General features: G+C 37.2%; 20 protein-coding genes. 10 read left to right on the top strand and 10 right to left on the bottom strand.

What is annotated here, in order from left to right:
• Positions 1-54: 54 nt before the first annotated feature.
• Entirely contained in the window at positions 55-1659 is a 1605-nt protein-coding gene (locus WJM97_RS17480) for a peptide ligase PGM1-related protein (protein ID WP_353930057.1), read from the bottom strand.
• An 816-nt stretch (positions 1660-2475) separates the two neighbouring features.
• Here WJM97_RS17480 and WJM97_RS17475 point away from each other — a divergent pair.
• Positions 2476-2733, top strand: coding sequence for a hypothetical protein (locus WJM97_RS17475; protein WP_353930056.1), 258 nt, complete (start codon positions 2476-2478; stop codon positions 2731-2733).
• 32 nt (positions 2734-2765) lie between these two features.
• On the opposite strand, the gene WJM97_RS17470 is transcribed toward WJM97_RS17475, so the two are convergent.
• From WJM97_RS17470 to WJM97_RS17455, 4 genes are all read right to left on the bottom strand, one after another.
• Positions 2766-4313, bottom strand: coding sequence for a mercuric reductase (locus WJM97_RS17470; RefSeq protein ID WP_353930055.1), 1548 nt, complete (start codon positions 4311-4313; stop codon positions 2766-2768).
• Between the two features lie 226 nt (positions 4314-4539).
• Positions 4540-5331: a TVP38/TMEM64 family protein gene (locus tag WJM97_RS17465; RefSeq protein ID WP_353930054.1), complete on the bottom strand. Its 792-nt coding sequence runs from the start codon at positions 5329-5331 to the stop codon at positions 4540-4542.
• Between the two features lie 69 nt (positions 5332-5400).
• Positions 5401-6159 carry a TVP38/TMEM64 family protein gene (locus WJM97_RS17460; RefSeq protein ID WP_353930053.1) on the bottom strand — a complete coding sequence of 253 codons (759 nt, stop codon included), beginning with the start codon at positions 6157-6159 and terminating at the stop codon, positions 5401-5403.
• Between the two features lie 76 nt (positions 6160-6235).
• Positions 6236-6955: a TIGR04283 family arsenosugar biosynthesis glycosyltransferase gene (locus WJM97_RS17455; RefSeq protein WP_353930052.1), complete on the bottom strand. Its 720-nt coding sequence runs from the start codon at positions 6953-6955 to the stop codon at positions 6236-6238.
• A gap of 82 nt (positions 6956-7037) precedes the next feature.
• Between WJM97_RS17455 and WJM97_RS17450 the strand changes: the two genes are divergently transcribed.
• The gene (locus tag WJM97_RS17450; RefSeq protein ID WP_353930051.1) at positions 7038-8048 is read left to right on the top strand and encodes a sodium:calcium antiporter; all 1011 of its coding nucleotides are present in this window, start codon (positions 7038-7040) and stop codon (positions 8046-8048) included.
• A gap of 256 nt (positions 8049-8304) precedes the next feature.
• On the opposite strand, the gene WJM97_RS17445 is transcribed toward WJM97_RS17450, so the two are convergent.
• A complete protein-coding gene (locus WJM97_RS17445) occupies positions 8305-9453 on the bottom strand; it encodes a YbdK family carboxylate-amine ligase (RefSeq protein ID WP_353930050.1) in 1149 nt (382 codons plus the stop codon).
• 134 nt (positions 9454-9587) lie between these two features.
• On the opposite strand from WJM97_RS17445, the gene WJM97_RS17440 reads away from it, so the two are divergent.
• Positions 9588-9728 carry a hypothetical protein gene (locus WJM97_RS17440; protein ID WP_353930049.1) on the top strand — a complete coding sequence of 47 codons (141 nt, stop codon included), beginning with the start codon at positions 9588-9590 and terminating at the stop codon, positions 9726-9728.
• Positions 9728-9949 (top strand): type II toxin-antitoxin system HicB family antitoxin, encoded by a 222-nt coding sequence (locus tag WJM97_RS17435; protein ID WP_353930048.1) that lies wholly within the window; start codon positions 9728-9730, stop codon positions 9947-9949. The genes WJM97_RS17440 and WJM97_RS17435 overlap by 1 nt, the downstream gene beginning before the upstream one ends.
• Before the next feature lie 177 nt (positions 9950-10126).
• Here WJM97_RS17435 and WJM97_RS17430 read toward each other — a convergent pair whose 3' ends face one another.
• The 4 genes from WJM97_RS17430 to WJM97_RS17415 form a co-directional block, all read right to left on the bottom strand.
• Positions 10127-10333: a phycobilisome linker polypeptide gene (locus tag WJM97_RS17430; RefSeq protein ID WP_353930047.1), complete on the bottom strand. Its 207-nt coding sequence runs from the start codon at positions 10331-10333 to the stop codon at positions 10127-10129.
• 326 nt (positions 10334-10659) lie between these two features.
• Positions 10660-11145: an allophycocyanin subunit beta gene (apcB, locus tag WJM97_RS17425; RefSeq protein ID WP_353930046.1), complete on the bottom strand. Its 486-nt coding sequence runs from the start codon at positions 11143-11145 to the stop codon at positions 10660-10662.
• Positions 11146-11214: 69 nt separating this feature from the next.
• On the bottom strand, positions 11215-11700 hold the full coding sequence (apcA, locus tag WJM97_RS17420) for an allophycocyanin subunit alpha (RefSeq protein ID WP_353930045.1): 486 nt from the start codon (positions 11698-11700) through the stop codon (positions 11215-11217).
• 309 nt (positions 11701-12009) lie between these two features.
• Entirely contained in the window at positions 12010-15405 is a 3396-nt protein-coding gene (locus tag WJM97_RS17415) for a phycobilisome rod-core linker polypeptide (RefSeq protein WP_353930044.1), read from the bottom strand.
• Positions 15406-16201: 796 nt separating this feature from the next.
• On the opposite strand from WJM97_RS17415, the gene WJM97_RS17410 reads away from it, so the two are divergent.
• From WJM97_RS17410 to WJM97_RS17385, 6 genes are all read left to right on the top strand, one after another.
• Entirely contained in the window at positions 16202-18856 is a 2655-nt protein-coding gene (locus WJM97_RS17410; protein ID WP_353933201.1) for an EAL domain-containing protein, read from the top strand.
• Between the two features lie 71 nt (positions 18857-18927).
• Positions 18928-19125, top strand: coding sequence for a hypothetical protein (locus tag WJM97_RS17405; RefSeq protein ID WP_353930043.1), 198 nt, complete (start codon positions 18928-18930; stop codon positions 19123-19125).
• A gap of 665 nt (positions 19126-19790) precedes the next feature.
• Positions 19791-20501 carry a carbonic anhydrase gene (locus tag WJM97_RS17400; protein ID WP_353930042.1) on the top strand — a complete coding sequence of 237 codons (711 nt, stop codon included), beginning with the start codon at positions 19791-19793 and terminating at the stop codon, positions 20499-20501.
• 351 nt (positions 20502-20852) lie between these two features.
• Positions 20853-22712: an NAD(P)H-quinone oxidoreductase subunit F gene (locus tag WJM97_RS17395; RefSeq protein WP_353930041.1), complete on the top strand. Its 1860-nt coding sequence runs from the start codon at positions 20853-20855 to the stop codon at positions 22710-22712.
• 102 nt (positions 22713-22814) lie between these two features.
• Positions 22815-24317 carry an NADH-quinone oxidoreductase subunit M gene (locus WJM97_RS17390; protein ID WP_353930040.1) on the top strand — a complete coding sequence of 501 codons (1503 nt, stop codon included), beginning with the start codon at positions 22815-22817 and terminating at the stop codon, positions 24315-24317.
• 219 nt (positions 24318-24536) lie between these two features.
• Entirely contained in the window at positions 24537-25859 is a 1323-nt protein-coding gene (locus WJM97_RS17385; RefSeq protein WP_353930039.1) for a CO2 hydration protein, read from the top strand.
• Positions 25860-26013 lie beyond the last annotated feature (154 nt).

Here is a 26013-nt window from a genome sequence, read left to right as displayed (position 1 = left end):
TAGCATTCAGCTATTAGTTAATTATTTATCTAGGGGCTGAATGCTGGCTAATTATCAATAACCAAAACTATCAGCGGTAATAGGAAAAGCATAATCAGAAAACAGTTGATCTCCAATATGTTCATCACTGCTTTCTAAATCGAGAACTTGAATAACTTTGTTATAAATATCTTCTGCTTCTTGAGGAGAATCTCCTATGCTGGTTAATCCTAATTTTCCGAATTGGGAAAGACAACCCATGAGATGAAATACTGATCCTGTTTCCGTGCCAGTATCAAAATGTAATCTATGATGGGCGATAATATCCATTAAATCATTAGGTAATAATCCCCGGTAGTGATCATTTTGTAAATTGTCAGTAGCAATGTAATATTTAGATTTTCCTTGTTGGCTATAAAATAAACCTGTGGATAGATCATAATCGCCATTAGTTAATAATTTTAAGGTCATAAATGGGTGGGTAGTTCCACCTTTGCGGAGGTTAATTTCTATGGCTTGAATATCCCATTTGCCATCACCTTGATCAACGGTAACAAAGTCTACTCCATATCTTTCTAAAGTGCCTTTTTCTGCAAGTTTTTCACCTACTTGTAAACCTAATTGTTGTAGTTGTAATCTGTATTCTTGATCAGCAGGAAAGCGACAACCGAGATAAATTTGACCGTCGGGACCACCGAGAATTTGATCATGGGTGGAGAGAATTTCGACTTTTCCATCAGGTGTAATGCGTCCTTGGACACTGGGAGAACGTTTAATTTCTCCTTCTATAAATGATTCGACTATTGCACCGAGTTCTGGGATACGTTGAGAAAAGTTAGACCAGGTTTCTTTTGTGGCTTGAAAACGCAGATTTACAAAGCGATCGCTAATTGCTGCTACCCTTTGAGCATGGGAACTTTTACCTGGTGCAAAATCTGTTAAAGGTTGTAAATCTAAAATTGCATTTCCTTCACCAGAAATACCCTCATTGAGTTTAACAACCATTCGTTTTAATATGGGTTGACTTTCCCATAAATTTGCCGCTGCTGTTGCTAAATCTGGGGAATTCCAAACCAGGTTACTACCTTTGGGATGGGGTACACCACTATGATTAAAAATTTCTCTACTACCGCTTTTTGTCCCCCAAATATGTAAATCTGGTGCAGCAGCATAGAGAGGTACATTTAATTTTAGTGACAATTCTGCTTCCCAAAAACTGGAATTGTAGCACACCATAAAAGCTTTATCTAACCGTAAAGCTTGACGAATTTTTGCTATTAACCGAGGACGTTCTAATATTTTTTGACTGAGGGGTTTTAGAGAAGCATCATAGGTAGAAAGTAGTAATAAACGATGACGAGCATGGGAAAATGGAATTCCCGGAAGTAGTTGTAAATAATAATCAATAATACTCGGATGTAGTGGCATTGATGTCACATAAATTAACCTAGTCCGGGGATTTCTTAATCGAATTAATGAGAAAAGTAATCTTTCTTCATAGTGTTCACAACCTTCTATTTTTTGTAATTCTCCTTGATCAATACTCAAAGAAGGAATAATTAAAATATCTGCTTCACTTTTATCAAAAATTTCGCTAGTTTTCCAGCGTTCACGTAAAGTTAATTGTAAATTGTGAAACTCCTCAATCTGCTCTAAATTAGAAATATTCATTGTTATCATAATTCATTCCCCGAATAAATGATTATTTTTTCGGTTAATAGGGAAAGGGGAAAAATCTACTTACTGATTAGTTACTTTTTCCCACACCAAGTTACAAATTCCTTCTAACCAAGATAGATACCAATCAATCTTTACTATATCAGCTATATTCTTGGAGAGACTATAAATAATAATTTAATCTGTATCTTTTTGTTAATTCCTTCTACAGCTTGAAATGATATTTTATAATTCTAAATTTTCAACTATCTATACCCAAATTCAGATATTTTATTAAGATATAACCATACTTGCAAACTGTTGAATTAAAAATCAATATATTATATATCTTCCGGTAGAAAAAATTACAGCTTATTTACTTCTAGAGAATGATAACCAGCAATTAGATAATGGTTAAATTAGAAGCAGATGTTAACTAAGGAGAAATCCTACATCTATAGAGGTCTTGTACTTGTTTTCAGTAGTTGGATTAAAAGTGTGTGCGATGTGGGGAGAAAACTTCACACCTATTTGCCAAAAATGAGTGCCTTTTGTAAAAATCTGTTTGCAACTATTCAGGGTGTAAAGGTCTGAAATTACAGACTATTGGGAGTAATATACATAGTTAACCTTGAATTGAAATGTCAATTCAAGGTTCTTTCTATTAGTTATCATAATCTATGAGGAGAAATCAAAAAATCAATCACTCATGATTACATAATTAAATTTACTCCATCAGATAGATGAATAAAGTATAAGTAATTGACAATATTTAAGGATGACAAAGTAAAGTTAAAAACAAGATTGAACATAAAAGATATAATTTAGATAAAAGAGTTTATGATGTCACCAACAAAATTATCTGGTACAGAATTGGTAGATTGTGCGAGAGCAAATGCCAAACAAGGAATACAAATTGCTGCTTATCAATGTGGCTATGGTGATGATGTTAAAACATTTTCTTACTCACTAAGCCAAGCTTGCAAAAATATGAATTTAACGGTTACAGACCTGAATGAATTGATTACCGATCACGATATAATTTTACAACTGGGTAGTGGGGAAATCATCGCTCCTGAAACGGAATCAAATTTATAAAGTTAAATCTGCAAATTTCAAAAATAAATACATCAAGAAAGCTTAGTTAAAAATTGCAAAATCTTTTTAGTTTTTGATGTTAAAAGTGTCCGACGATAAGCATCTGCGGCTTTTTTAATTGCTTCCGCTTGGGTTGGGTAAGGATGAATAACACCGCTTAGTTTACTCAAACCAATTTTATTCACAATAGCGGTAGTAATTTCAGAAATCATTTCCCCCGCATGACTAGCAACGATGGTTGCACCGATAATTTCATCAGTTCCTTTTTTATGATGAATCTTTAAAAATCCCGCTTCTTCACTATCAGTAATTGCTCGATCTAAATTATTAAAACTAATCTTAATTGTTTCTATTTCCATACCCAGTTTTTTCGCTTCCTGTGCATATATTCCTACATGAGCAATTTCTGGATCAGTATATGTCACCCAAGGCATTACTAATTTACTCAGTTGAGAACGTCCTAAACCAAAGGGAGAAAACAGAGTATTTTTAATGACTATTCTTGCTGCTGCATCCGCTGCATGGGTAAATTTCCAATTCATGCAGATATCACCCGCTGCATAAATATTAAGGTTGGTAGTTTGTAAATAATCATTTACCTTCACCCCATACTTTTGATCATACTCTACACCTACCTTTTCTAAATTCAAACCTTCTACATTTGGCGCTCTCCCCGCACCTACTAAAATTTCATTGACCGTTACAGAATCTCGTTTTCCATTGGTTGAAAAATAAAGTTGTTTTCCTTCAGTTACTGTCACCACTTCTTCTAATTGACAATTTAAAACTAAATTAATCCCTTCATCAGTTAAAACCCGTTCTAAAATTTCCGCTGCTTCTCGATCTTCTTTATTCAAAATATGTGAACCATGATGAAATAAGGTGACTTCACAACCCAACCGCCGGAACGCTTGTGCCAATTCACAACCAATTGGTCCACCACCAATTACCGCTAATTGATGAGGTTTTTGAATCAGAGAAAATACCGTTTCATTAGTTAAATAACCAGCCGCTTCTATACCCCGAATTTCTGGTTTTACTGCCCTTGCACCCGTAGCAATTACAGCTTTTTTAAACTTGAGAATTTGCCCATCAACTTCTATAGTATTCTTACTAGCAAATTGACCACTACCTAAAAAAACATCAACACCTAAATTTTTAAATCTAGCTGCTGAATCATGATGACTAATACCGGATCTAATTTTCCGTAACCTAGCCATCACCGTCGCAAAATCAACATCATAATTTTGGGAAACATTGATACCTAAATCTTGCGCTTTCCAAATTTCACCAATGACGCGGGAAGAACGAATTAAAGCCTTAGAAGGTACACAACCGACATTTAAACAATCTCCACCCATGAGATGTTTTTCAATTAATGCTACCTTTAAACCCAAACCTAAACCAGCAGCACCAGCAGCAACAACTAAACCCGCAGTACCCGCACCAATTACCACTAAATCATAACAGTCAGCAGGTTGAGGATTAATCCAATTTTCAGGATGAACATTAGCTACCAATTTTTGATTATATTCATCCATTGGTAAAACTGTAACTCTTTCAAAATCTAACTTAGACATTATTTAATACCTCTACAATTCAAGGATAAATTATCTTATGAAAATCTTATTTAGGCAATTTGATTAAACCCTTAGCACCCATAATTTTCTAATCACATCTTTTCAGTTTCATATATAATCTAATCTCTTATATATTCTGACTCCTAAATTCTTAATCTCTGTGTTCTCTGTGCCTCTGTGGTTCGTTATCTTCCTTCGTAAAGACTGCTTAAATCTTACCAGTAAATCATGAATTATCCTCAGTAACCTCCTGTTCTAAAGCCTTCTTCGCTATCTTAGTTACATACACTGTAACAGCTACTGTAGCCATAAAACCCACAATTCTAATTATCCATGTAATAGTAGGATTAGTAGGTTGATTGTCAGTCCCAATTAAAGCCAAATTTCCAGCTAAAGAACCAATATAAACATACATAATTGTACCGGGAATCATCCCTATACAACCCAAGAAATAATCTTTTAAAGAAACCGCAGTCACTCCAAAAGCATAGTTTAATAAATTGAAAGGAAAAATCGGAGAAAGTCGGGTTAATAAAACAATTTTTAATCCTTGCTTACCAACAGCATTATCAATCGCTGCAAATTTTTGATTATCTGCAATTTTACTACTTACCCAATTTCTGGCTAAATAACGTCCAACCAAAAATGCTAATGTTGCACCTAAAGTTGCACCGATAAATACATAAATAGAACCTAAAACTACATCAAATAAAACACCTGCTCCTAATGTTAAAATCGAACCTGGTAAAAATGCAACTGTGGCAATAATATAAATGCCAATAAAAGCAATTGCTCCTACTGCACCTAAACCATCAATCCACTGTAAAGCATTTCTTAAAATAGTTTGGGGATTAAATGTAGATGTATTTGTGGCTTCCTGTGCTAAAACTATATCTTGTTTGAAAATTAAAACCATGATAATTGATAATAAAGTGAGAATTCCTAATTTACATAGCTTCCGTAGCTTATTTGAGGTTTTCAAGTTTAGGATTTGAGGTTGTGAAATTAGATTGTGCATTGTTTTTCCTATAAAATTGATATTGTTCCAATTTAACTTAGTTAAATTAATTATTTGATTATTTAATTTTTACTTATCAATACATCTGGGTTTTATGTCTCCTGGTTCAATTTTTTCATTCAATGCTTTTTGCGCTATTTTAGTAATATAAAAACTTACATAAATTGTAGCAATTAAACCAACTGCTTGTAGGATATATTGCCAAATCTTAATTTCTAAACTTGTTGGTTGTGTATTTGTAGAAATCAGGGTTAAATTAGTGGTAATAGAACCAATATAAACGTACATTACAGTACCAGGAATTATGCCGAATGAACCTAAGATATAGTCAAATATAGAAACGTTAGTAACACCAAAGGCATAATTTAATAAATTGAAAGGAAATAGAGGGGAGAGACGAGTTAATAAAACTATTTTCCAGCCTTCCTGAGTAACTGCGTGATCAATAGCTTTAAATTTAGGGTGTTTTTCTAGTTGTTGACAAATCCAATCTTTGGAAATGTAGCGACCCATAACAAAAGCTAAAATTGCGCCAATCATAGCAGCGATTAAAACATATACAGAACCCCAAAATAAACCGAATAAAAAGCCACCGTTGATAGTTAATAATGAACCGGGAATAAATAATAAAGTGCCTATATTGTAGATAATAATAAATCCAATCGGTCCCCAAATACCTAAATTTTCTACCCAAGTGATAAATGTTTGTAAATTTTGCTGAATGTTAATAGATTGACTAACGACTATTAGGGTTATAACTAGGCAAGTTAAACATAAAAATTTGAGTTTTCGATTTAATCGGAATTTTCGGAATTTGTGGTTTGGCATCGTGACATTAAGCTGATTTTTCACCGATTATGAATTTATCATCTACCAAGATAGGGTAAGTTAAATGAGAAGCAGCTTAAATTCTGCTGAATTTTTCTTGACGATACCATTTACGGATACGTTCTGGGGAAATACCGCATAAATAGGCAATAATGATGATTTGGTTAAGTAGGGTAGTTTTGAAGATACCTTTTTTTAACCATCTTCTTGGTGATGTTATCACAGGAACTTCGATAAGTGTAATTTTACTGATGCGTTTTAGCTGGCTTATTAAATGAAAGTCTTCCATAATAGGTATTTGGGTAAAATTACCAATTTCATAAAAGGCTTGTTTGGTGACAAATATAGCTTGATCACCATAGGGCATTTGCCATAAATGCGATCGCAATTTTACTCCCCACTCCACCCAACGCAAACCCCAGTCGGGTGCATCTATTTTTAATGCAAAAGCACCCGCTATAGTTTGAGGTTGTTGTAATGCTGTGCGAATCATTTGGTCAAAACCTGGAGGTAAACGAGTGTCAGCATGGAGAAAGAGGAGAATTTCACCACTGGCGATCGCAGCACCTTTATTCATTTGTATAGCACGGCCAGGAGGGGAAGAAATCACCGTTATACCCAAAGATTGGGCGATCGCTGCTGTATCATCATCTGAACCACCATCAACAACAATTACTTCTACATTTGTACTCAGTTCAGTGCTATTAATTGTAGCTGTAATATTATTGGCCTCATTCAGAGTAGGAATAATAATTGAAATCCGGGAATGATCATAATTATGAGAATTTTGGATCATGACTTATAAATAATTTAACTGAAAAATTGCTGTTACCATTTTCTCAGAGGATGTTTGAAAAGTTTAGATATTTTAATTAATCATGCTGTTATTTCTGCAAGTTATTGTGTGCATCACCTTAGTAATTGCTGTGGGATCATGGCTTTCCCAAAGTGCGGATATTATGGCAGAGAAAACCGGACTAGGACGGACTTGGGTAGGTACAATCCTGTTAGCAGGTGTGACTTCTTTACCAGAATTAGCCACCGGAACAAGTGCCATAGTTATCTTCAATTCTCCAGATTTAGCAGTAGGAGGCATTTTAGGTAGTTGTCTGTTTAACTTACTTATTTTAGCCTTATTAGATATTTGCAATGGCACAGAACCATTATTAAAAAGAGCGCAAATTAGTCACGGGTTAGCCGCAAGTTTAGGCTGTATTATGCTGGGTGTGACAGCTACAGGAATGATGTTATCAAGAACAGAAATTAATATAGCCGTGGGAGGGGTTGGTATTCCCAGCATCATTTTACTAATACTTTACTTTGTTAGCGCTCGGATGATTGCCCAATTTGAAACTAGAAGACGTGCAGAAGTATTAGAAGAAGAATTAGAAGCTTTTCAATATCAACACATTACCCCAGTCCAAGCCTATCGCAGATTTGTGATTCTTTCTATTTTCATTGTCATTCTTGGTATCTGGTTAGCATTTTTAGGCGATCGCGTCGCCGCAGTCACAGGTTTAGGTGCAAGTTTCGTTGGTGCGTTACTCCTAGCCACAGCTACATCATTACCGGAAGTAGTCGCATCCCTAGCAGCAATCAGGCTTAATGCCGTAGATTTAGCAGTATCTAACGTTTTTGGCTCGAATATCACCAACCTAGCCATACTCGGCTTTTATGACTTTATCTATCATCAAGGTAGTTTCTGGTTAAACATTAGTTACACCCATATTTTTACAGCTGCGATCGCCATGATTATGACTTCAGTCGCCATTACAGGACTAATTTACCACGCCGTCAGTCGTTCACGAATGTACATCACCTGGGATGGATTAACCTTGATTTTCCTTTATCTTGGTGGGATGTATGTCATTTATCAAGATATTTTTTAAACCTTTCGGTTAATAATTTTTGTAGGTTGGGTTGAATAAAGTGAAACCCAACGAAACCTTTCGGTTAATAATTTTTTGTAAGTTAGTTTGTAGCTTGCTTCCCGGAGGGTACAAAGTGAAACTCAACATTTATAAATTAAACCTTGTAAATGTTGGGTTTCCTAACGTCAACCCAACCTACATAATTTTATTGTTTTAACCTTAACCGACAAGTATTGAGTCGAGGATATTGTCGCCTCACTTGAATTCTTACCCTTTAGACTTGCACTGGGATTTGCAAATTGCTTAATTCTTCATTTAATTCTTTGACTAAAGATGTAACTACTGCTTGAACAGAACCTGTATTTTCAAAAACCTGTCTTTGGCGACTATAACTAGCTCCAGTGATCAATCTTTTTTCTAGTTGTAATAAATATGAGCTATTACCCAAATATTCACCAGTTTCTGCTAATGTATTCAAAATATCTTTAACTATATATTTAATTAATCTACTATTCCCTTGTGAATCTTCAATATAATCAGCATCTACGCCCCAATATGATGCTCGAAATAAATTTTCTTTGGCAATTAACCAAGGCAATGATTTTAATAGATAGCCTGTTGTTTCACTTTCAGATTGATGATATAAATGCACAACTAAGGTATGAATAAAAGCAGCTAAAATCATGGATTCTTTGACTGTTGGTTGAGCATCCATCACCCTAATTTCAATAGTTCCTAAATCCGGTTGTGGGCGAATATCCCAATGAATATCACGAATTAAATTAAACATTCTGGCATTTTGAGCAGTATTAAAAAAATCTACAAAATCTTGCCAGGTTTTAAAACTAGGGCAAATACCATAAGTTCTCATAATTGATAAAAAACGATAACGATAGGAAGCAAAACCAGTATCGTTACCCCACCAAAAAGGGGAACTAGCAGATAAAGCTAATAAAATGGGAAGATAGGGTTTTAGTTTACCCATCATTTTTACAGCTTCATCTCCCGATGGCATTCCTACATGAATTTGCATAGCAAAAGTCATCATTAAATCTGACAAATACCCAGATTTACTTTGCTGAGTAAGATATCTGGGGAGAGGGGTGACATGAGCAAAGCGATCGCAAACTGGATGAGTTCCCGCTGCACAAATTTCCATTCTTAGCTGCTGACACCGAGATTTTAAATCCTGCAAAATAGCTAAAATATTTATTTCTAATTCTGGGATATTTAAACAAACCGGAGAATTAATTTCTACAGTTGATTGGTTAAATTCTGTTTGAATAAAAGGACTTTGAGGATATAGTTCTAAAAGCGGTAAAATACCATCTACCAATTTTAGGGTATAAGGATTAAGCAATTGCAACTCAATTTCCATACCCAGAGAAAATTGAGGAGAACTTTTAAATTCTAAATCACACATAGTTATTAATTAGGCGATCGCCTTTCCCCCCACTCCAGATACTTCATTCATATCTGTTAAGATTGCCGTGAAGTGAACTATTTAACATCAGTCCCAAGCATTAATTTTATCTTCCTATAGATATAGTCTGATTTTTGGCGATCGCTCATCTGGGATTTTCTGAAGTAGATATTGCAATTCCAGGTAAAGATGGAGATGATGTTCCACCGTACCTAGAAAAGCAATTAGCAAAATTATTAACTGAACTGGAAGAATTAGGAGAGGAGCAAAATTAATGAGTCAATACAGTATGATGATTCAATGGTCAAAAGAAGATCAACTTTTCCTAGTTACAATTCCCGAATTTAGCCATCTTGTGATCATGCCTTGCACCCACGGAAAAACTCGTCAAGAAGCAATTTATAACGGTGAAGAAGTAATTGAAATGTACTTAGAAGCTTGGGAAGTAGAAGGTGAATCTATCCCCGAACCCAACAAAATGCAAATTGCTTCTTAATTACCCTTTTTATATAAAAATTAAAATTTATCCCCTTCTTCCTTTGCATCTTTGCTCCTTTGCGTCTTTGCGCGAAACAAAATCCATAGCTATCAGACATCCTATTCCCTCCCATAAAAAAAGAGGTCATCACTGACCCCTCATAAATCTACCAAAATAATCTCTGATATATACAAATTACTTCAAACCAGTATTTGTACCTTGCTTACCAGTAGCTAATTCAACCTTAACAATTTTGCCACCCATTTTTTGAATCCGTTGTTGCTCACGGAACCAATTTTCATAGGGAACTAACTTAGTAAAGTAAGTATTTTGTAATTCACGTTGGGTGCGAGTACGAGTTAGGCTAGGAACACAAGCAGTTACTTTAAACAACCGGGACATATTCTCAAAATCTCCTGATATTGTTTGGAAAAACTTTTTTTATCTCAAATATCTTTGAGTACAAATCTTTAATTTATTTGTAAGGATTTAGCTATCAGTCGTCAACTTTTTAACTATTAAGTCAAAAATTAATATCATTTTGACTCCTGATTCCTGACTCCTGACTCCTGAATTCTTACATTTATGTTTTCAAAGTCTGGAAATCAAACATCAACACTAGACCGCTAATACTCATTTTTCACTAAGCAATAGAACGACCTAGAACTCACATTTGATTTCCAGACCTTAATAAAGCCGCACCTAAATCACTAAGTGCAAAGCCAATCCTAGCTCAAGCCAGAAGAGATGTAGTCGAAGTAAACGCCCATTTCTTTACCAGCGTCAGGACCAACCAAGCTTGCAGTTACTTCTTTCATAGCTTGGATAGCGTTAACGGTAGCACCAACGGGTACACCCAAGGAGTTGTAGGTTTCTTTCAAACCGTTCAATACACGCTCATCAAGGATGGAAGCATCACCAGCCAACATAGCGTAGGTGGAATAACGCAAGTAGTAATCCAAGTCACGGATACAAGCTGCGTAACGACGAGTGGTGTACATATTACCACCGGGACGGGTGATATCAGAGTACAACAAGGATTTAGCTACAGCTTCTTTAACGATAGCAGCAGCGTTAGCACTGATGGTTGTAGCTGCACGAACACGTAGTTCACCAGTAGCGAAGTAGCCTTTGAGCTTTTCTAGAGCAGCGGTGTCAAGGTATTTACCTTGAACGTCAGAAGAATTAATTACAGAGGTAATTGCGTCTTGCATTGTTGTTATTTCCTTATTTCCAACTTGATTACAATAGGTTTTGAGTTTCAGCAGTTATTTAGCTGTAACTTAGCCCATTGCACCAACAACGTAGTCGAAGTAAGCACCAGCTTCGGATGCATCTTCAGCAGACAACAGAGTAGCTGCAACGTTCTTCATAGCAGCAACGCCACCAGCAACAGCGTCAATGGGAGTACCCAAGGACTTGTACATTTCACGTACACCAACGATACCGATTTCTTCGATGGGGGTTACATCACCAGAAACGACTCCGTAGGTTACTAGACGCAAGTAGTAGTCTAGGTCACGAAGACAAGTAGCTGTCATTTCTTGACCGTAAGCGTTACCACCGGGGGAAACAACATCAGGGCGTTTTTGGAACAACTGATCACCAGCTTGCTTAACGATGCGCTCGCGGTTTTCGGTTAAAACTTGAGCGATGCGTAAACGTTGTGAACCAGCAGAAGTAAAGCTCTTGATTTGATCTAATTCGCCGGGGCTGAGGTAGCGAGCTTCTGCATCAGCATTCACGATGGACTTCGTGACGATACTCATTAATGGATTCCTCCAAAACTAATGACACCAGCTTTTACACTGGTAAAACTTTGATTGTTAGATAACAGTTTTGCATCTTAGTACACCGCGAGTTACATTTACTCAACAAAAGTACATAAGTCGAAAAACTTAATTATCCTTCCGGAAAACATTGTCCGGCATTATGTTGAGTATTTATGACTGCTCTTAATATTTTGTAACAATCATTTTCATTTATTGGGCATTGGGCATTGGGCATTGGGCATTGGGCATGGAAACAAAACTTAAGTTCTGTACTGTTACCCATTACCCATTACCCATTACCCATTCCTATTTATTCGCACCGCGACCAGTGAGAACAGCAGGAGACAAACTAGACCAAGATTGTTTTACTAGGTCAGCTTCAGCCTTAATACTACCCAAGTAATTACCCGCTGGTAAAGATGGGAAGCGGTTGTAAGGTACAACATCTTCACCGAAGTAACGAGCGTATTCTGGGCTATTTACCATCGCTTCTACAGCAGCCCTTAAACCGCTATCAGCCAATATTTTGTTATATTGACGGATTTCACCTTGGGTTGCTGGTGCGCGTCCCAATAAGTGACGGAATAAGAACTCAATCACTTTGGTATTGGGATAAGGAGTGTAGAACCGTTTGCGGTAAATTTCTGAACTAGCCAGTTCTAAGACAAACTCACGCACAGTGATTTCACCATTACGCAGTTTGCTTTCTAGATCACTGCGGCGGAAATATCCAGGAACTTGTCCACTAAATACGTCCATGACTTGAACATAGATAGCATTAATTACCTGATTGGTTTCTGGGGAATTTGTCCCACTGGTAGCGCGGTAAATACGGACTGGTTTGCGGCGACTTGTACCCACACCAACTTCTACAGACTGACCACGACCGTCATTGAAGGAACGACCCAACTCAATAAACAAGGGTTTAGACTTGTCCATTTGTTTAGCTTCAGTCGCTAAATCTGCGATCGCATTCGCTAACATTGGTGTATTTTCAGTCTTAATCCGGGGCTTAACAGTTTCAAAACTAGGTACAACCACGTCATCATTTTGCTTAGTTAGCTGGTTGTAAAGCTTCTCAGTGTTGGGGAAGTTAGCCGCAGGTAAAGTTGGGAAACGACGATAAGGAACAGTATCCTCACCAAAAGCTTGAATATACTCAGAGCTATTAACCATTGCGCCAATAAACGCCTTAATCCCTTGAGTAGCCAAGATTTGGTTATACTTGCGGATTTCTGCCTGATTCATAGGCGCACGTCCCAAGAAATGCTTAGTACCCAACTCAATTACCTTAGTGTTGGGATAAGGTGTATAGAATTCCTTCAGGTATAGTTTAGAACAACCCAAACCTTCAATAAATTCCTTCACAGAAATTTCGCCGTTACCTAGCTTGCTTTCTAACTCAGAAAACTGATTCTTAACAATGTAAGGAGGAATATCACGCTCGAAGATTTGACGGTAAGCGCCACCAATCAAAGTTTTAACCGCTACCTTATCTGCCTTACCAGCGATCAGTTTAAAGACTTTAGTTTGCTCACGCTGCTTAGTAACACCTTGGCTAACGCGGAACTCAATGTCTGTTTCTGTCCGCATTTCTGTAACTTCACCCAACTCCACAAAGCGGGGGGTTACTTCCTTCTCAACCTTGTTGATATCATCGCGGATACTACCAACACGCAGTTGACGTAAGGACACACCAGCAGGAGTTAGATAACGTTCGTAAGGAACAGTATCTTCATTGAAGGCTTGATTGTACTCTTCACTATCAATGATGGCATCAACGATCGCATAAAAACCTTTTTTGGCAGCAAGGTCAAAATACTTGTTGTTTTCCTGACGACCATAGGTAGGACGACCTAACAAGCGACGGTGAATATATTCAATCGCTTTACAGACATACAGAGAAGTCCAGTACATCTTGCGGAATAAATCGGACTTCGCCAACATCCGCACAAATTCGCGGACGGTGATATCGCCGTTTTCCAGCTTGATTTCTGCAACTTTTAAGCGTTGACCTTCGTAAACATCACGACCAAATACTTGTAGGTAACAAGCCTTAATTACCGCTTGGGTAGAGCTTTCGGAGAACTTAACACTTGTACCCTTACCAGCATTTCTGCTCATAGTACCGGGTAACTGGTCTAATTTAAACACCTTAGCACCCAAAGAACCAGGAGCAACACTACGTGCTTTAGGGTTGCTGAGTTGGTTATTAATACCAGGGCCTTGGTGAATTAAGATCCGGCGAGTATCCTTACCAAAAGGTGCAGGACTGCTGCTGGGGTTGCGGGTTTCTTTCGGGAAAATCGCCCCAAATTGAATTTCTAAGGGGTCATTACCAGAACCGTAGGGATGTTGATCAGGTAATGGCTGTTCGTAAGCAGAGAAAGTGGTAATAAATTGAGGAACTTTCCGGAAAGGCGCACTGTATCTAAACAGGTCTTGTTGTTGTCCCCAGTTGCGACATTCTTGAGCTTCTTGACCCAGACCCCGAATGTAGGGAACTGTTTCTTCGCCAAAATAATCGCTGTATTCGTTGGAATCTACTAAAGCATCAACTAATGCAGGTAGACCACCATTGGAAATAATTGAGAAGTATTTTTGGACTTCTTCTCTGCTACTTGGGCCCCGTCCTAAAATGTGACGGAATGCTAGTTCAACTACCCGGCTGTTAATAAAAGGTTGGTAAAACTGTTTTTGGTAAAGGGGAGATTTAGCTAAACGACGGATAAACTCCTTCATGGAGATTGAACCGTTTTTGACTTTAGATTCTAAATCAGAGATGGACAAGCTGTAAGCACGGGTAATATCGCGCTCAAATACTTGGCGGTAAGCTGCTTTGATTACTTCAGTTTTTTCAGAAGCAGATAAGCCTGTTTTCATTACGAATTTAGGACGGCGTTCTGCTGCGTTGAAGTAAATTTGCGGCAGTTGTAACCCTTGTTGATCGCCGGATGGACGTTGACGAACTTTTGTAGATGGTGTGGGTGCTTGGAATTCTGTGAGCAACACATCCATGTACTGGGTGACAATTTCTGTGGCTACTGGGTCTTTACGGAAATATGACAAAGAAGCAGCTTTGATTTCTTGTAAAGCGACTATGGTAGCTTCACCAGAACAAGCATTTTCAATAATTTCTCGTAAACCTCTGGTATTTACAGAAATGATATTAGGATCACCTGCGACAATGGCATAGGTGGCATAGCGCAAGAACCAGGATAAATCTCGTAAGCTCTTGGCCATGTTGCTTGGGCCATAACGAGCTACGTTAATGGGACGAAAACCAGGAGGTGTGGGACCACCAGCAGAGGTATTGAAGATGGAACGGAGATTTTCAAAGAAGCCACCACGACTTTCAACGTAGGTGACTGTTCCTAGTGCCATACCTTCTTGGACACTAACACCACCTGCTCCAACCATGGCCATTTCCCGTTCTTGGGGCTTTTCTAAGAAAGACATTGGTGAACCACCAACGAAAATCCGGTTAGCCGCACGAGAAACAATGATTTCAGAATTTTCTGTGAGGGTCTGGGCGATTTCTAGGCGTTTTGCACCAGATGCAAAATAGCTTCCCAGTTCATTTAGTTCACCTTTTCCTAAAAAGCGGTCTTGTTGTTCCGCTTGGGAAATGGTTGCTACAGGTAAAGTTTGATATAGTTGCGGACGCGCAACTGAGCTTCCACCACTTGCCTTAACACTCATTAGATTTCTAAATCTCCTATAAAAAAGTTTATGTGTTAAGCCTGGGTTATTCTAATGCTTGACATATTTGCGTATTTATGAATGTTACGCTTGTAAAACCCAGTAAATTAACCCAGTCAATTTTTAGATTAGAACGTTTTGCGGTTACGCTGCTAGTTTATTAAGAAGTATGTCGAATCTGTCATCTAAATCTGTCAACCGAAGCAAGTACATACTCCATCAAGGTGAGGAAATTTTGATTTTGTGGATAAAAAATATCTATTATGCACAGCATATTTTGTGCAGAAAGTATTAATACTTAAATATTGACTTCAGGTTTAAGGACTTGAATTAACGAGCATACATAGATATACACTAAAATATACTCTCATAAACAAGTCTAACTTCGTATAAATACGAACAAATATCAATATTACTAAATTTATAAAGAGATGAATAGTTGATAATTACTATACAAATTTATACTAAATATATGCTCACTAACAGAGATAATGCGGAAATAATATTTTTACATGAGTGCTAGAATCTTCAAGTATAAAATATGTATAATCTACAGGGTAGATTGAATGTTTGCCTGTATAATAAACTTACTTTCTTTACAAAAATTTAGTTAGATATTGAAACTTTAGACTAGTTTTTATTTTCACTCTAATATTAGGGATTCGGAAAAATTTATGAATGTTAATTTAGATAGCGCAGAATTCTGATGATCAGAACTCATGGAAGGACTTATGGGAGCAAGATAATTACAGGAAACATAGATTAATTAAAAAATATGAATATTTCAGGAAAACCGATGCTAGATAATGAACGCGACAAAATACGCCACCTCTTGGTTGTCCAAGATCCCGAAGGAGAAAGAACTATTCCCCTGTTAGAGGCTACATACTCTTTGGGAAGAGATACTAGAAATGCAATTGTGTTACGTTCTAAGTCTGTATCAAGACAGCACGCTATTTTACTCCGTGTGACTATTCCTGGAACAGAAAATTATGGGTTTCGGATTATTGATGGTAACTTTCAGGGCAAAAGAAGTACCAACGGCTTGTTTGTTAATGGTAATAAATGTTTTTCCCATAACGTTCAGCATGGAGATGTAATTGCTTTTGGTAATCCCCATGCTCAAGCAAAATATTATGCGATATCCAATCTATCAGCAGAAGTATTAGGAGAATCTTTTACAGCATCAGATTTATCTAATCTGATCTCTCAACAAGAAGGAGCAGCGAATCCTTTTGAGACTTTTATTGTTGCTGACACAAATATTGAAGTAGCAGGTGATACTCATTTAACCCGTTTAGCGTCTTTTCCAGAATTGATTCCTAATCCTATTATTGAAATGGATTTAGAGGGAAATATTACCTACTTTAATCCAGCAGCAGCAAATAAATTTTCCAGATTAAGAGAAATTGGTAATAAACATCCTATTTTGGCAAATTTACTCGATGCAATTGAAAATAATCAAGGTAATTCTTTTGTGAGGGAAGTTGAAGTAAATGGGGAAATTTTTGAACAATCCGTTCATTATTTAGCCGAAAGCGATTTAATTAGAACTTTTATTGTTAGAGAAATTACTGAGCAGAAGCAGGCCGAAGCAGAATTAAAACAACGCGATCGCCTACTCCAAGCAGTAGCAGAGGCTGCCAATTATTTATTGTCAGAAATGGACTATGACATAGCCATTGAAAAAGCACTAGCTACCTTCGGATCTGCTGCTAATGGCGATCGCATTTATTTATTCCAAAATCATCCCCATGAAATCTCCGGGGAAATGGCAATGAGTCTCAAGTTTGAATGGACAAAAACAGGGATCAACTCATGTCAACACTATTGGCAAAATCAGACCTATAGAATTTGTGGACTAGAACGTTGGTATACAATGTTATCTCAAGGCTCAACCATCTCTGGGATCACCCAAGAGTTTCCAGTTACAGAAAGAGAGTTCCTAGAAAGAGATCAAATAAAATCCTTGCTCTTTGTACCCTTGCGTTTAGACTCTGGTTTTTGGGGATACTTAGGGTTAGTTGACTGTAGCTTAGAGCGAACATGGTCAACCCATGAAAAATCTAGCCTTGTTACCATGGCTGCCATTATCACTGGCTCTCGTCAGCGTCAGCAGGTAGAAGAAAAAATTCGTTATCAAGCTCTCCATGACTTGCTTACAGGTCTACCAAATCGCTTGTATTTTAATGATTTATTAGATCAAGCCATAGAAAAAGCAACAGAGGAACAAGCAACTTTAGCTGTGATGTTTCTAGACTTAGATCGGTTTAAGATTATCAATGACACTTTAGGACATACACTGGGGGACGAATTATTACAAAGTGTTTCCCAAAGACTCAGACAATCTTTGAGAACAGGAGATATAATTGCCCGCTGGGGAGGTGATGAATTTACTATTTTGCTGCCCAGTGCAACAAATGGGGAAGAAGTAGGCCAAATAGCTGCCAGAATTTTATCAACCTTAGAAGAATCATTTTTCTTGTATGGTCATGAGCTATATGTCAATGCCAGTATTGGTATTGCCATGTTAGATCAACATAGTCCTAACCCAGAAAAATTAATTCAACACTCGGATATCGCTCTGTACTATGCCAAAGATAAGGGCAGAAATAATTACCAATTTTATCAAACTTCTCTGAGTACCAGAACCCCTGAACTCTTGAGTTTAGAGAAAAGTCTTCGTCATGCTTTGGATAGAAAAGAATTTCTGCTTTATTACCAGCCAAAAGTTAATATCCTCACAGGTGAAATTACAGGGATGGAAGCACTGTTGCGTTGGCATCATCCAGAAATGGGAATAGTTGCCCCCAATATATTTATTCCCTTAGCTGAAGCTAGTGGGTTAATTGTACCTATCGGTGAATGGGTATTAAGGGAAGCTTGTAAGCAAAATAAAACTTGGCAAGATGCTGGTTTTTCACTCATGACAGTTGCTGTCAATCTTTCCCCTAAACAATTCCACCAACCTCAGTTAGTGGAAACAGTAGCAGAAATTTTAAAAACAACAGGACTAGCACCAGAATATTTAGAAATAGAAATTACAGAAACAACAGCTATTGAAAATCTCGACTTTACTACAAACATCTTGAAACAATTTGAGCAAATGGGTTTGCCCTTAGCAATTGATGACTTTGGTACTGGTTATTCTTCCTTATCTCGTCTGCAAACTCTACCATTTCATAATTTGAAAATTGATCGGTCTTTTATCAAAGAATTAACAGCAGATGACAAAGTAGCTCATATTATTACAGCTATAGTTAACTTAGGACGCAGTTTAGGTTTAAGACTAATTGCCGAAGGAGTGGAAAAATCGGAAGAGTTAGATTTCTTGAAATTGATTCAATGTGATGATGTCCAAGGATATCTATTCTATAAACCTCTTTCTAGTCAACAAGCTACAGAAATAATTAGAGAAAGAATCAAGAAATCGAACAGTCAGGATTTATAGAATTTGAGAAACCTCAACTAAATTCAATCATAATTAAACTGAATACAGATTTGAAATTGCAGGAAAAATACATGAATCGTTCAAAAATTGTGGCAATTATCACAGGTGTAATTTCTATCCTCTTGGCTATAGCTTATCTAATTGTTGTGCAAATCTTGGATTACCGAGATATGAAGCCAGCCCCTATTAGTTATATCAACTCATCACTTGTCATGATTTTCCCAGGTAATTTACACAATTTACGGGTTGACAAAATCTCTACAGTATAGATTTAAACAGCTTAGATATTTAACGGTAATACATTCAGAATTCAGCATCTGGCTTAGTTTCCTGAAACTTTGTTGAAGACTGATTTCTGAATATTCATAGACTAAAATCTATGGATTTCATTTAATCTTTGGTGGTAAACCTAAATAGGGTTTGCTGTTCGCGGAGCGTGGCGTAGCCATAAAAGTCTTGTCGTGGAGACGTTACGCCACGGTGACAGTTTCAAGAGTTGGATGGGAAAGATTTTTCCTTTCAGCAGGAATTAAATGCCAGGTTTTTCAGTTCTCACCTCATCAAAGCTTGCACTTTTCCAACTTCAAATAAGCTCAAATGCTTTATCTGTAATGCTTTCATATTTATATGCCTGACGGCACGCTACGCGGACAGCCAGCCCTAAATAAAAACAAACGAGTTAAAGAGTAACCGTAGGAGTTAGTTTTTTAGTTGCTTGGCTAACATAGCCATTTGAGCGTATCTATATTTATGGATTTATGTTTTTAAATATCTATAATTGCGATTGTTATGGCAGGGGACAGATGATAGTGCTAGAAGCTTTGGATATCTAAATTTTATCATAAGTTTAAATTGATATTCTAACGGACTTGTCAGTTCGTATGATTTCCATTTAAAATAAAAATTAGCGTTTTAAGAAGATTAAGGCATTAATATGGTGATCATAGATAAAGTAAAAAGTCTTTCACGAAGAAACTTACTGGTATTAGGTACGGGAGTAATTGGTGGTGGATTTGCTGCAAGCATAACTACAAAGTTAGTTAAAGCCGAAGCAACCCGAAAAGCTAATATTACTAATCCAGCAGAAGCACTACAAGCATTATTAGATGGTAATAAGAGATTTGTTGACAAAAAACGTCGTTCTAGAAACGAAATTTATTCGCGCTTACAGGAAGTTGCCAAAGGTCAAGAACCCTTTGCTTCTATCCTTGGTTGTGCTGATTCCAGAGTGCCTGCTGAAATAGTTTTTGATCAAGGTTTAGGAGATTTATTTGTTTGTCGAGTTGCTGGTAATGTTGCTACACCTGAAGAAATTGGCAGTTTAGAATATGGCAGCTTAGTATTAGGTGCAAAAGTGATTATGGTACTAGGTCATGAAAGATGTGGTGCTGTCACTGCCACACTGAAAGGTGATCCAGTCCCAGGACAAATTGGTAGCTTATTAGAGGCAATTCAACCAGGTTTGGAAAAATCTCAAGGACAACCAGGAGACAAATTAGAAAATGCCTGTAAATCTAACATTTTGGTGCAAATTGACAACTTGAAATCTTCACCAGTTTTATCTGAATTAATCAAGGCTAATAAGCTCAGAATAGTCGGTGGTTATTATGATTTAGACACTGGTAAAGTCAGCTTAGTTAGTTAATTCATCTTGGCCAGCTATAACAAGTTTTATATTTTAGCTTTGCCCTATTTTAAGAATGCAGTAAGTATGAATTGTAACTTATACATTTTATACGTACTGCATTCATAGATATAAATCAATAGATTTAATTGAATAAATCAATCAATCCATCGAAATATAAGAATAAATTAGAGCAAATATCGTGAATTTATCTAGGCCAGTAATTCCCTTTTGGCAAATATAAAGGTAATCTATATTTAGTAATATTAAGCAAAAATTAATTTTTCGTATATGTCAGAGCTAGGTTGACAGGGATCAACGCTAGTAGACGTAATCTCTTTGAGTTTGGATGAAAATTATAGAGGTAAGTAAATGTCTCAGTATTTGCTAGAGACGGTTTGGTTAGTTCCTTGCTATGCCTTGTTAGGTGGTGTTTTCGCCTTACCATGGTCTCCAGGAATTATCCGTAGAACCGGACCAAGACCAGCGGGATATGTCAATTTAATTATGACATTTTTGGCTTTTTTGCACTCTGTCATCGCCTTTTCTGCCATTTGGGGACATCCTGCCCAACAAGTATTAATTCCTTGGTTATCTACCGCAGGTTTAAACCTGACCATTAATTTAGAAATATCTGCCATTACGGTTGCGGCCTTAATAGTTATTACCGGGTTAAATTTCCTCTCCCAAGTCTATGCTGTTGGTTATATGGAAAGGGACTGGGGTTGGGGACGCTTCTATTCTTTACTAGGATTATTTGAAGCTGGTTTGTGTGCTTTAGCTTTATGTAATAACTTGTTTTTTAGTTATGTAATTCTAGAAGTTCTCACTTTAGGTACTTACTTATTAGTCGGTTTGTGGTTTAGTCAACCCTTAGTTGTCACTGGTGCGCGAGATGCGTTTTTAACGAAACGGGTGGGTGACTTATTCTTGCTGATGGGGGTTTTAGGACTGTGGACTTTAGCTGGAACTTGGGACTATCAAGATTTAGCTATATGGGCTGAAACGGCAAAAGTAAATCCCACCATAATTACCTTAGTTTGTTTAGCTTTAATTGCCGGACCGATGGGTAAATGCGCCCAGTTTCCCTTGCATTTGTGGCTAGATGAAGCAATGGAAGGGCCTATTCCCAGTACCATTTTACGGAACTCAGTGGTGGTTGCCAGTGGTGCGTGGGTATTGATTAAATTGCAACCAGTATTGAGTTTATCTCCTGTAGCTTCTTCAGCGATGGTAGGTATAGGTGCGGTTACAGCCATTGGGGGTTCATTAATTGCGATCGCCCAAATTGACATCAAACGCTGTTTATCCTACTCTGTTAGTGCTTACATGGGATTAGTATTTATAGCAGTAGGCACACAGCAAAACGACGCAGCATTATTATTAGTCCTCACTCATGCCATATCTGCGGCACTTTTAGTTATGAGTACCGGGGGCATTATTTTAAATAGCATCACCCAAGATGTTACCCAACTTGGTGGTTTATGGTCACGTCGTCCCATGTCCGGTTTAGCATTTATTGTCGGCACACTGGGTTTAATTGGGTTCCCCCCATTAGGTAGTTTTTGGGCATTAATGGAATTAGCTGATGGCTTATGGGGAAATCATCCTTGGTTATTGGGAATTATCATTGCTGTCAATGCTTTAACAGCTTTTAGTTTAACCAGAGAATTTGCTTTAATTTTTGGTGGCAAACCTAAACAAATGAGTGAAAGATCCCCCGAAGGTCTTTGGTTAATGGTTTTACCAATGATGTTTTTATTTGGCTTTGTTTTACACCTACCCTTAGTATTACAAAGTTTATCTTTGTTACCTGATTGGATGACATTAAATAAAGATGTAGCACTGTTATTAATTTGGTCAAGTATTTTTGGCTGTAGTGTGAGTGCAGTCATCTATTTAAGCAACATTCCTAAACCAATTCGTTTACCCTGGCAAGGTTTACAAAACTTACTTGCCTATGACTTTTACACCCCTAAACTTTACAAAATTACCATCATTTTTGGTGTTGCCCAACTTTCAAAACTAGCTGATATAGTAGATAGATTTGTAGTTGATGGCATTGTTAATTTTATTGGTTTGTTCTCCCTATTGGGTGGTGAAGGTTTAAAATACAGCAACAGCGGACAAACCCAATTTTATGCCTTCACTGTTTTATTAGGAGTTAGTGTTTTAGGCGTTTGGGTAACATGGCCATTTTGGGGTATCCGGTTTATGGATTTAGTTTTTTAGTAATCGGTCAGCTTTTTATTAAACCCAATTTCACAATCGGTAATAGACAGTAAAATCATTATCTATTACCAATCACAAATCACCTATTACCTATTACCTATTATGTTGAGTGTTTTAATTTGGTTGCCAATTATTGGCGCAGCAATTATTGGATTTTTACCAGATACAGTTATTCCCAAGGCTAAAGTTAGGTTAGTTTCTTTAACAATCTCATTTATAGTTTTGCTGTGGAATATCTTTATTCTGCTCAAGTTTGATATCAATACACCAGGGATGCAGTTTCAAGAGAATTTACCTTGGAATGAAACATTGGGTTTAAGTTATCAACTAGGAGTTGATGGGCTATCAATTTTAATGTTGGTATTGAATAGCTTATTAACTTGGATTGCAATTTACAGCAGCAGTCAAAATACAGAACGCCCTAAACTTTTCTACTCCATGATTTTATTAGTAAGTGGTGGTGTAGCTGGTGCTTTCTTAGCTGAAAATTTACTGCTTTTCTTCCTATTTTATGAATTGGAATTAATCCCCTTCTATTTATTAATTTCCATTTGGGGAGGAGAAAAAAGAGCTTATGCCGGGATGAAATTTTTGATTTATACGGCAGTTTCTGGGGCTTTAATTCTAGCTACATTTCTGGGTATAGTCTGGTTAGGAGGTTCTCATAGTTTTGCCTTAGATGCGGTCAATACACAAAACCTCTCTGCGGGAATGCAGCTACTTTTATTAATCGGAATAATATTAGGTTTTGGCATCAAAATTCCTTTAATTCCTTTCCATACCTGGCTACCTGATGCTTATGTTGAAGCTTCTGCACCTATCGCTATTTTATTGGGTGGTGTTTTAGCTAAATTGGGGACTTATGGACTATTGAGGTTTGGATTTGGTTTATTTCCCCAAGCTTGGAATGTTATTGCCCCAACATTAGCAATATGGGGTGCTGTGAGTGCAATTTATGGGGCAGTCATAGCAATTAATCAAAAAGACATCAAGCGTATGGTAGCCTATAGTTCTATCGGACACATGGGCTATATTTTACTAGCAGCAGCAGCCAGTACCGACTTAGCTTTAGTTGGTGCAGTCGCACAAATGTTCAGTCACGGAATTATCCTCGCTATTCTCTTCCATTTAGTGGGAATTATTGAAGCCAAAGTTGGCACAAGAGAACTAGATAAACTTAGCGGTTTAATGAGTCCTATTCGTGGTTTACCTATTGTCAGTGCTTTACTTGTTCTTGGTGGTATGGCCAGCGCAGGTATCCCCGGTTTAACCGGTTTCATCGCTGAATTTATGGTTTTTCAAGGCAGTTTTTCCAGTTTCCCTTTACCCACATTATTTTGTGTAGCATCTTCTGGTTTAACTGCTGTTTACTTCGTCATTCTTCTCAACCGTACCTGCTTCGGTAAACTCAACAACGACTTAGCTTATTATCCCAGAGTTATTTGGCCAGAAAAAATCCCGGCATTAGTATTAGCTATTCTCATCCTCTTTTTAGGAATACAACCAACTTGGTTAGTGCGCTGGAGTGAAACCACAACTACCGCAATGGTAGCTACTATTCCTACTCCTGAAAAAACCGTAATTTCCCAAGTGGCATTGAAGTAATTTAAGAATGAGTTCAGAATACGAGAGTTGCCGGATTTAAGAATAAAAAATATAAATATATAAATCTCCGCAACTAATTTTCTTAACTTCGTTCTTAATTTATTTCCTAACTTCAGGAGAAATTAACATGAACTTTAAATTAGTACCCACTCTGATTTATTAACCTCTTAAACCTCTCTACGACTCTGCGTGATAAATTCATAAATATAGGAAATAAAAATGGTACAAACTCCCGATAAACCAACCACCAAATTACCACCATCAACTCACGAATTTGCCGATGTAATTCATCGTCTAGAAGCTGGTGGTTCAATGTTGCCAGATACCCCAGAAAATTTAATGCAAATTATCGGTATTTATAAAGCCTATGCTGTACCGATGGATTTTTACTGGCGGGACTTACTTTACATTGCTGAAAGAGTATTTTTAAATCCTCTGCCAGCTTTTAAATATTTCTTACCTCAAGAATATTTAGACTTACATAACCACTATGCAGGTGATGATGCAGATTTAAGAATTTGGCGCGGTGTAGCTACTGCCCATCCTGAACTTTTGGCATTTATGGAAAAAGGCGAAACTCGCAAAATGCCCAAGATTTTTCATCATTTATTCCATGACAGAATTAACATGGAATTTGCCGAAGCCTGTATGCAAGCAATGTTATGGCATCGGCAAATGTACGCCCCAGTTAATCAATTTGATGCCTATTTAGATTCAGAAGAATATAAGGCTAATGCGGATAAAGCAATTAAGGCTTATTTTCAGAAAAACCCATTGATGCTTGGACTTTATAAACTGTTTCCTGAGATGTTTTTGGAACAGTGCCGGATGATGTCTTACTATTCTAATTTAGGACTTTTCTGGGAAGTAATGGCACCAGTATTTTTTGAAATGTCGGATATTTATGATGAGGGTGGTTTTAAGGGTGTTCCTGATGCCATGGATTTCTTAGTTAATGGTATATTTGCTATTGCTGGTCGTCCTATTTATCATCATCTTTATGTTGATGGTAAATGCTATGAAATTATTCCCAAATCTAAAGGTTTTACTTGGTTATATGAAGCAGCTTTACCCTATGTAGAAGCCGTATTTTATCGGACTGCACCATTTAGAGGGACAAAGTCATATAATGCCCAAGCAGGACAAGTTCCAGATGATCAAAAAGACTTTCATTATGGTATTCTCTACGCTGATGTTTTCCCTGTCGGAACTGCTGGTATTCCTCCCACATTATTAATGCAGGATATGTTACATTTTCTTCCCCCATATCTTGTTGATTATTACAAAAAACATTGTCGGGGTGAAGATGATATTTTGATTCAGTTGGGTGTGACTTTCCAACGTTCAATGTATAATGTGACTTCTGCGGTAATTCAAGCTTTAAGGACTGCACTTTTATATCCTTTAGATGATACTAACCCTAAGCATTTACAGGCAAATAGAGAATTTTTTGAAATGCAATTGAATCGCTTCACTCGTGCTGATTATGGGATGCGGGATGCGGCGAAGTTAAGAAGTATTCAGAGTCAGGATTATAGATGATCTCCCCAACCCCCTGAACAGCCCTGCTTAAAAAGGGGGATTTAGGGGGATATACAGGTATTGGATACCACACGAAAAAGTTTTCAAACAACCTGCTGGCTATTGTGCAGATTTATGATCAAAAGTTAGGAAGAAAAAAGGTGATGTTATTGAT

The sequence above is a fragment of the Okeanomitos corallinicola TIOX110 genome (assembly GCF_038050375.1).
Lineage (GTDB): Bacteria > Cyanobacteriota > Cyanobacteriia > Cyanobacteriales > Nostocaceae > Okeanomitos > Okeanomitos corallinicola.
This window is presented reverse-complemented; position numbering and strand designations above follow the sequence as displayed.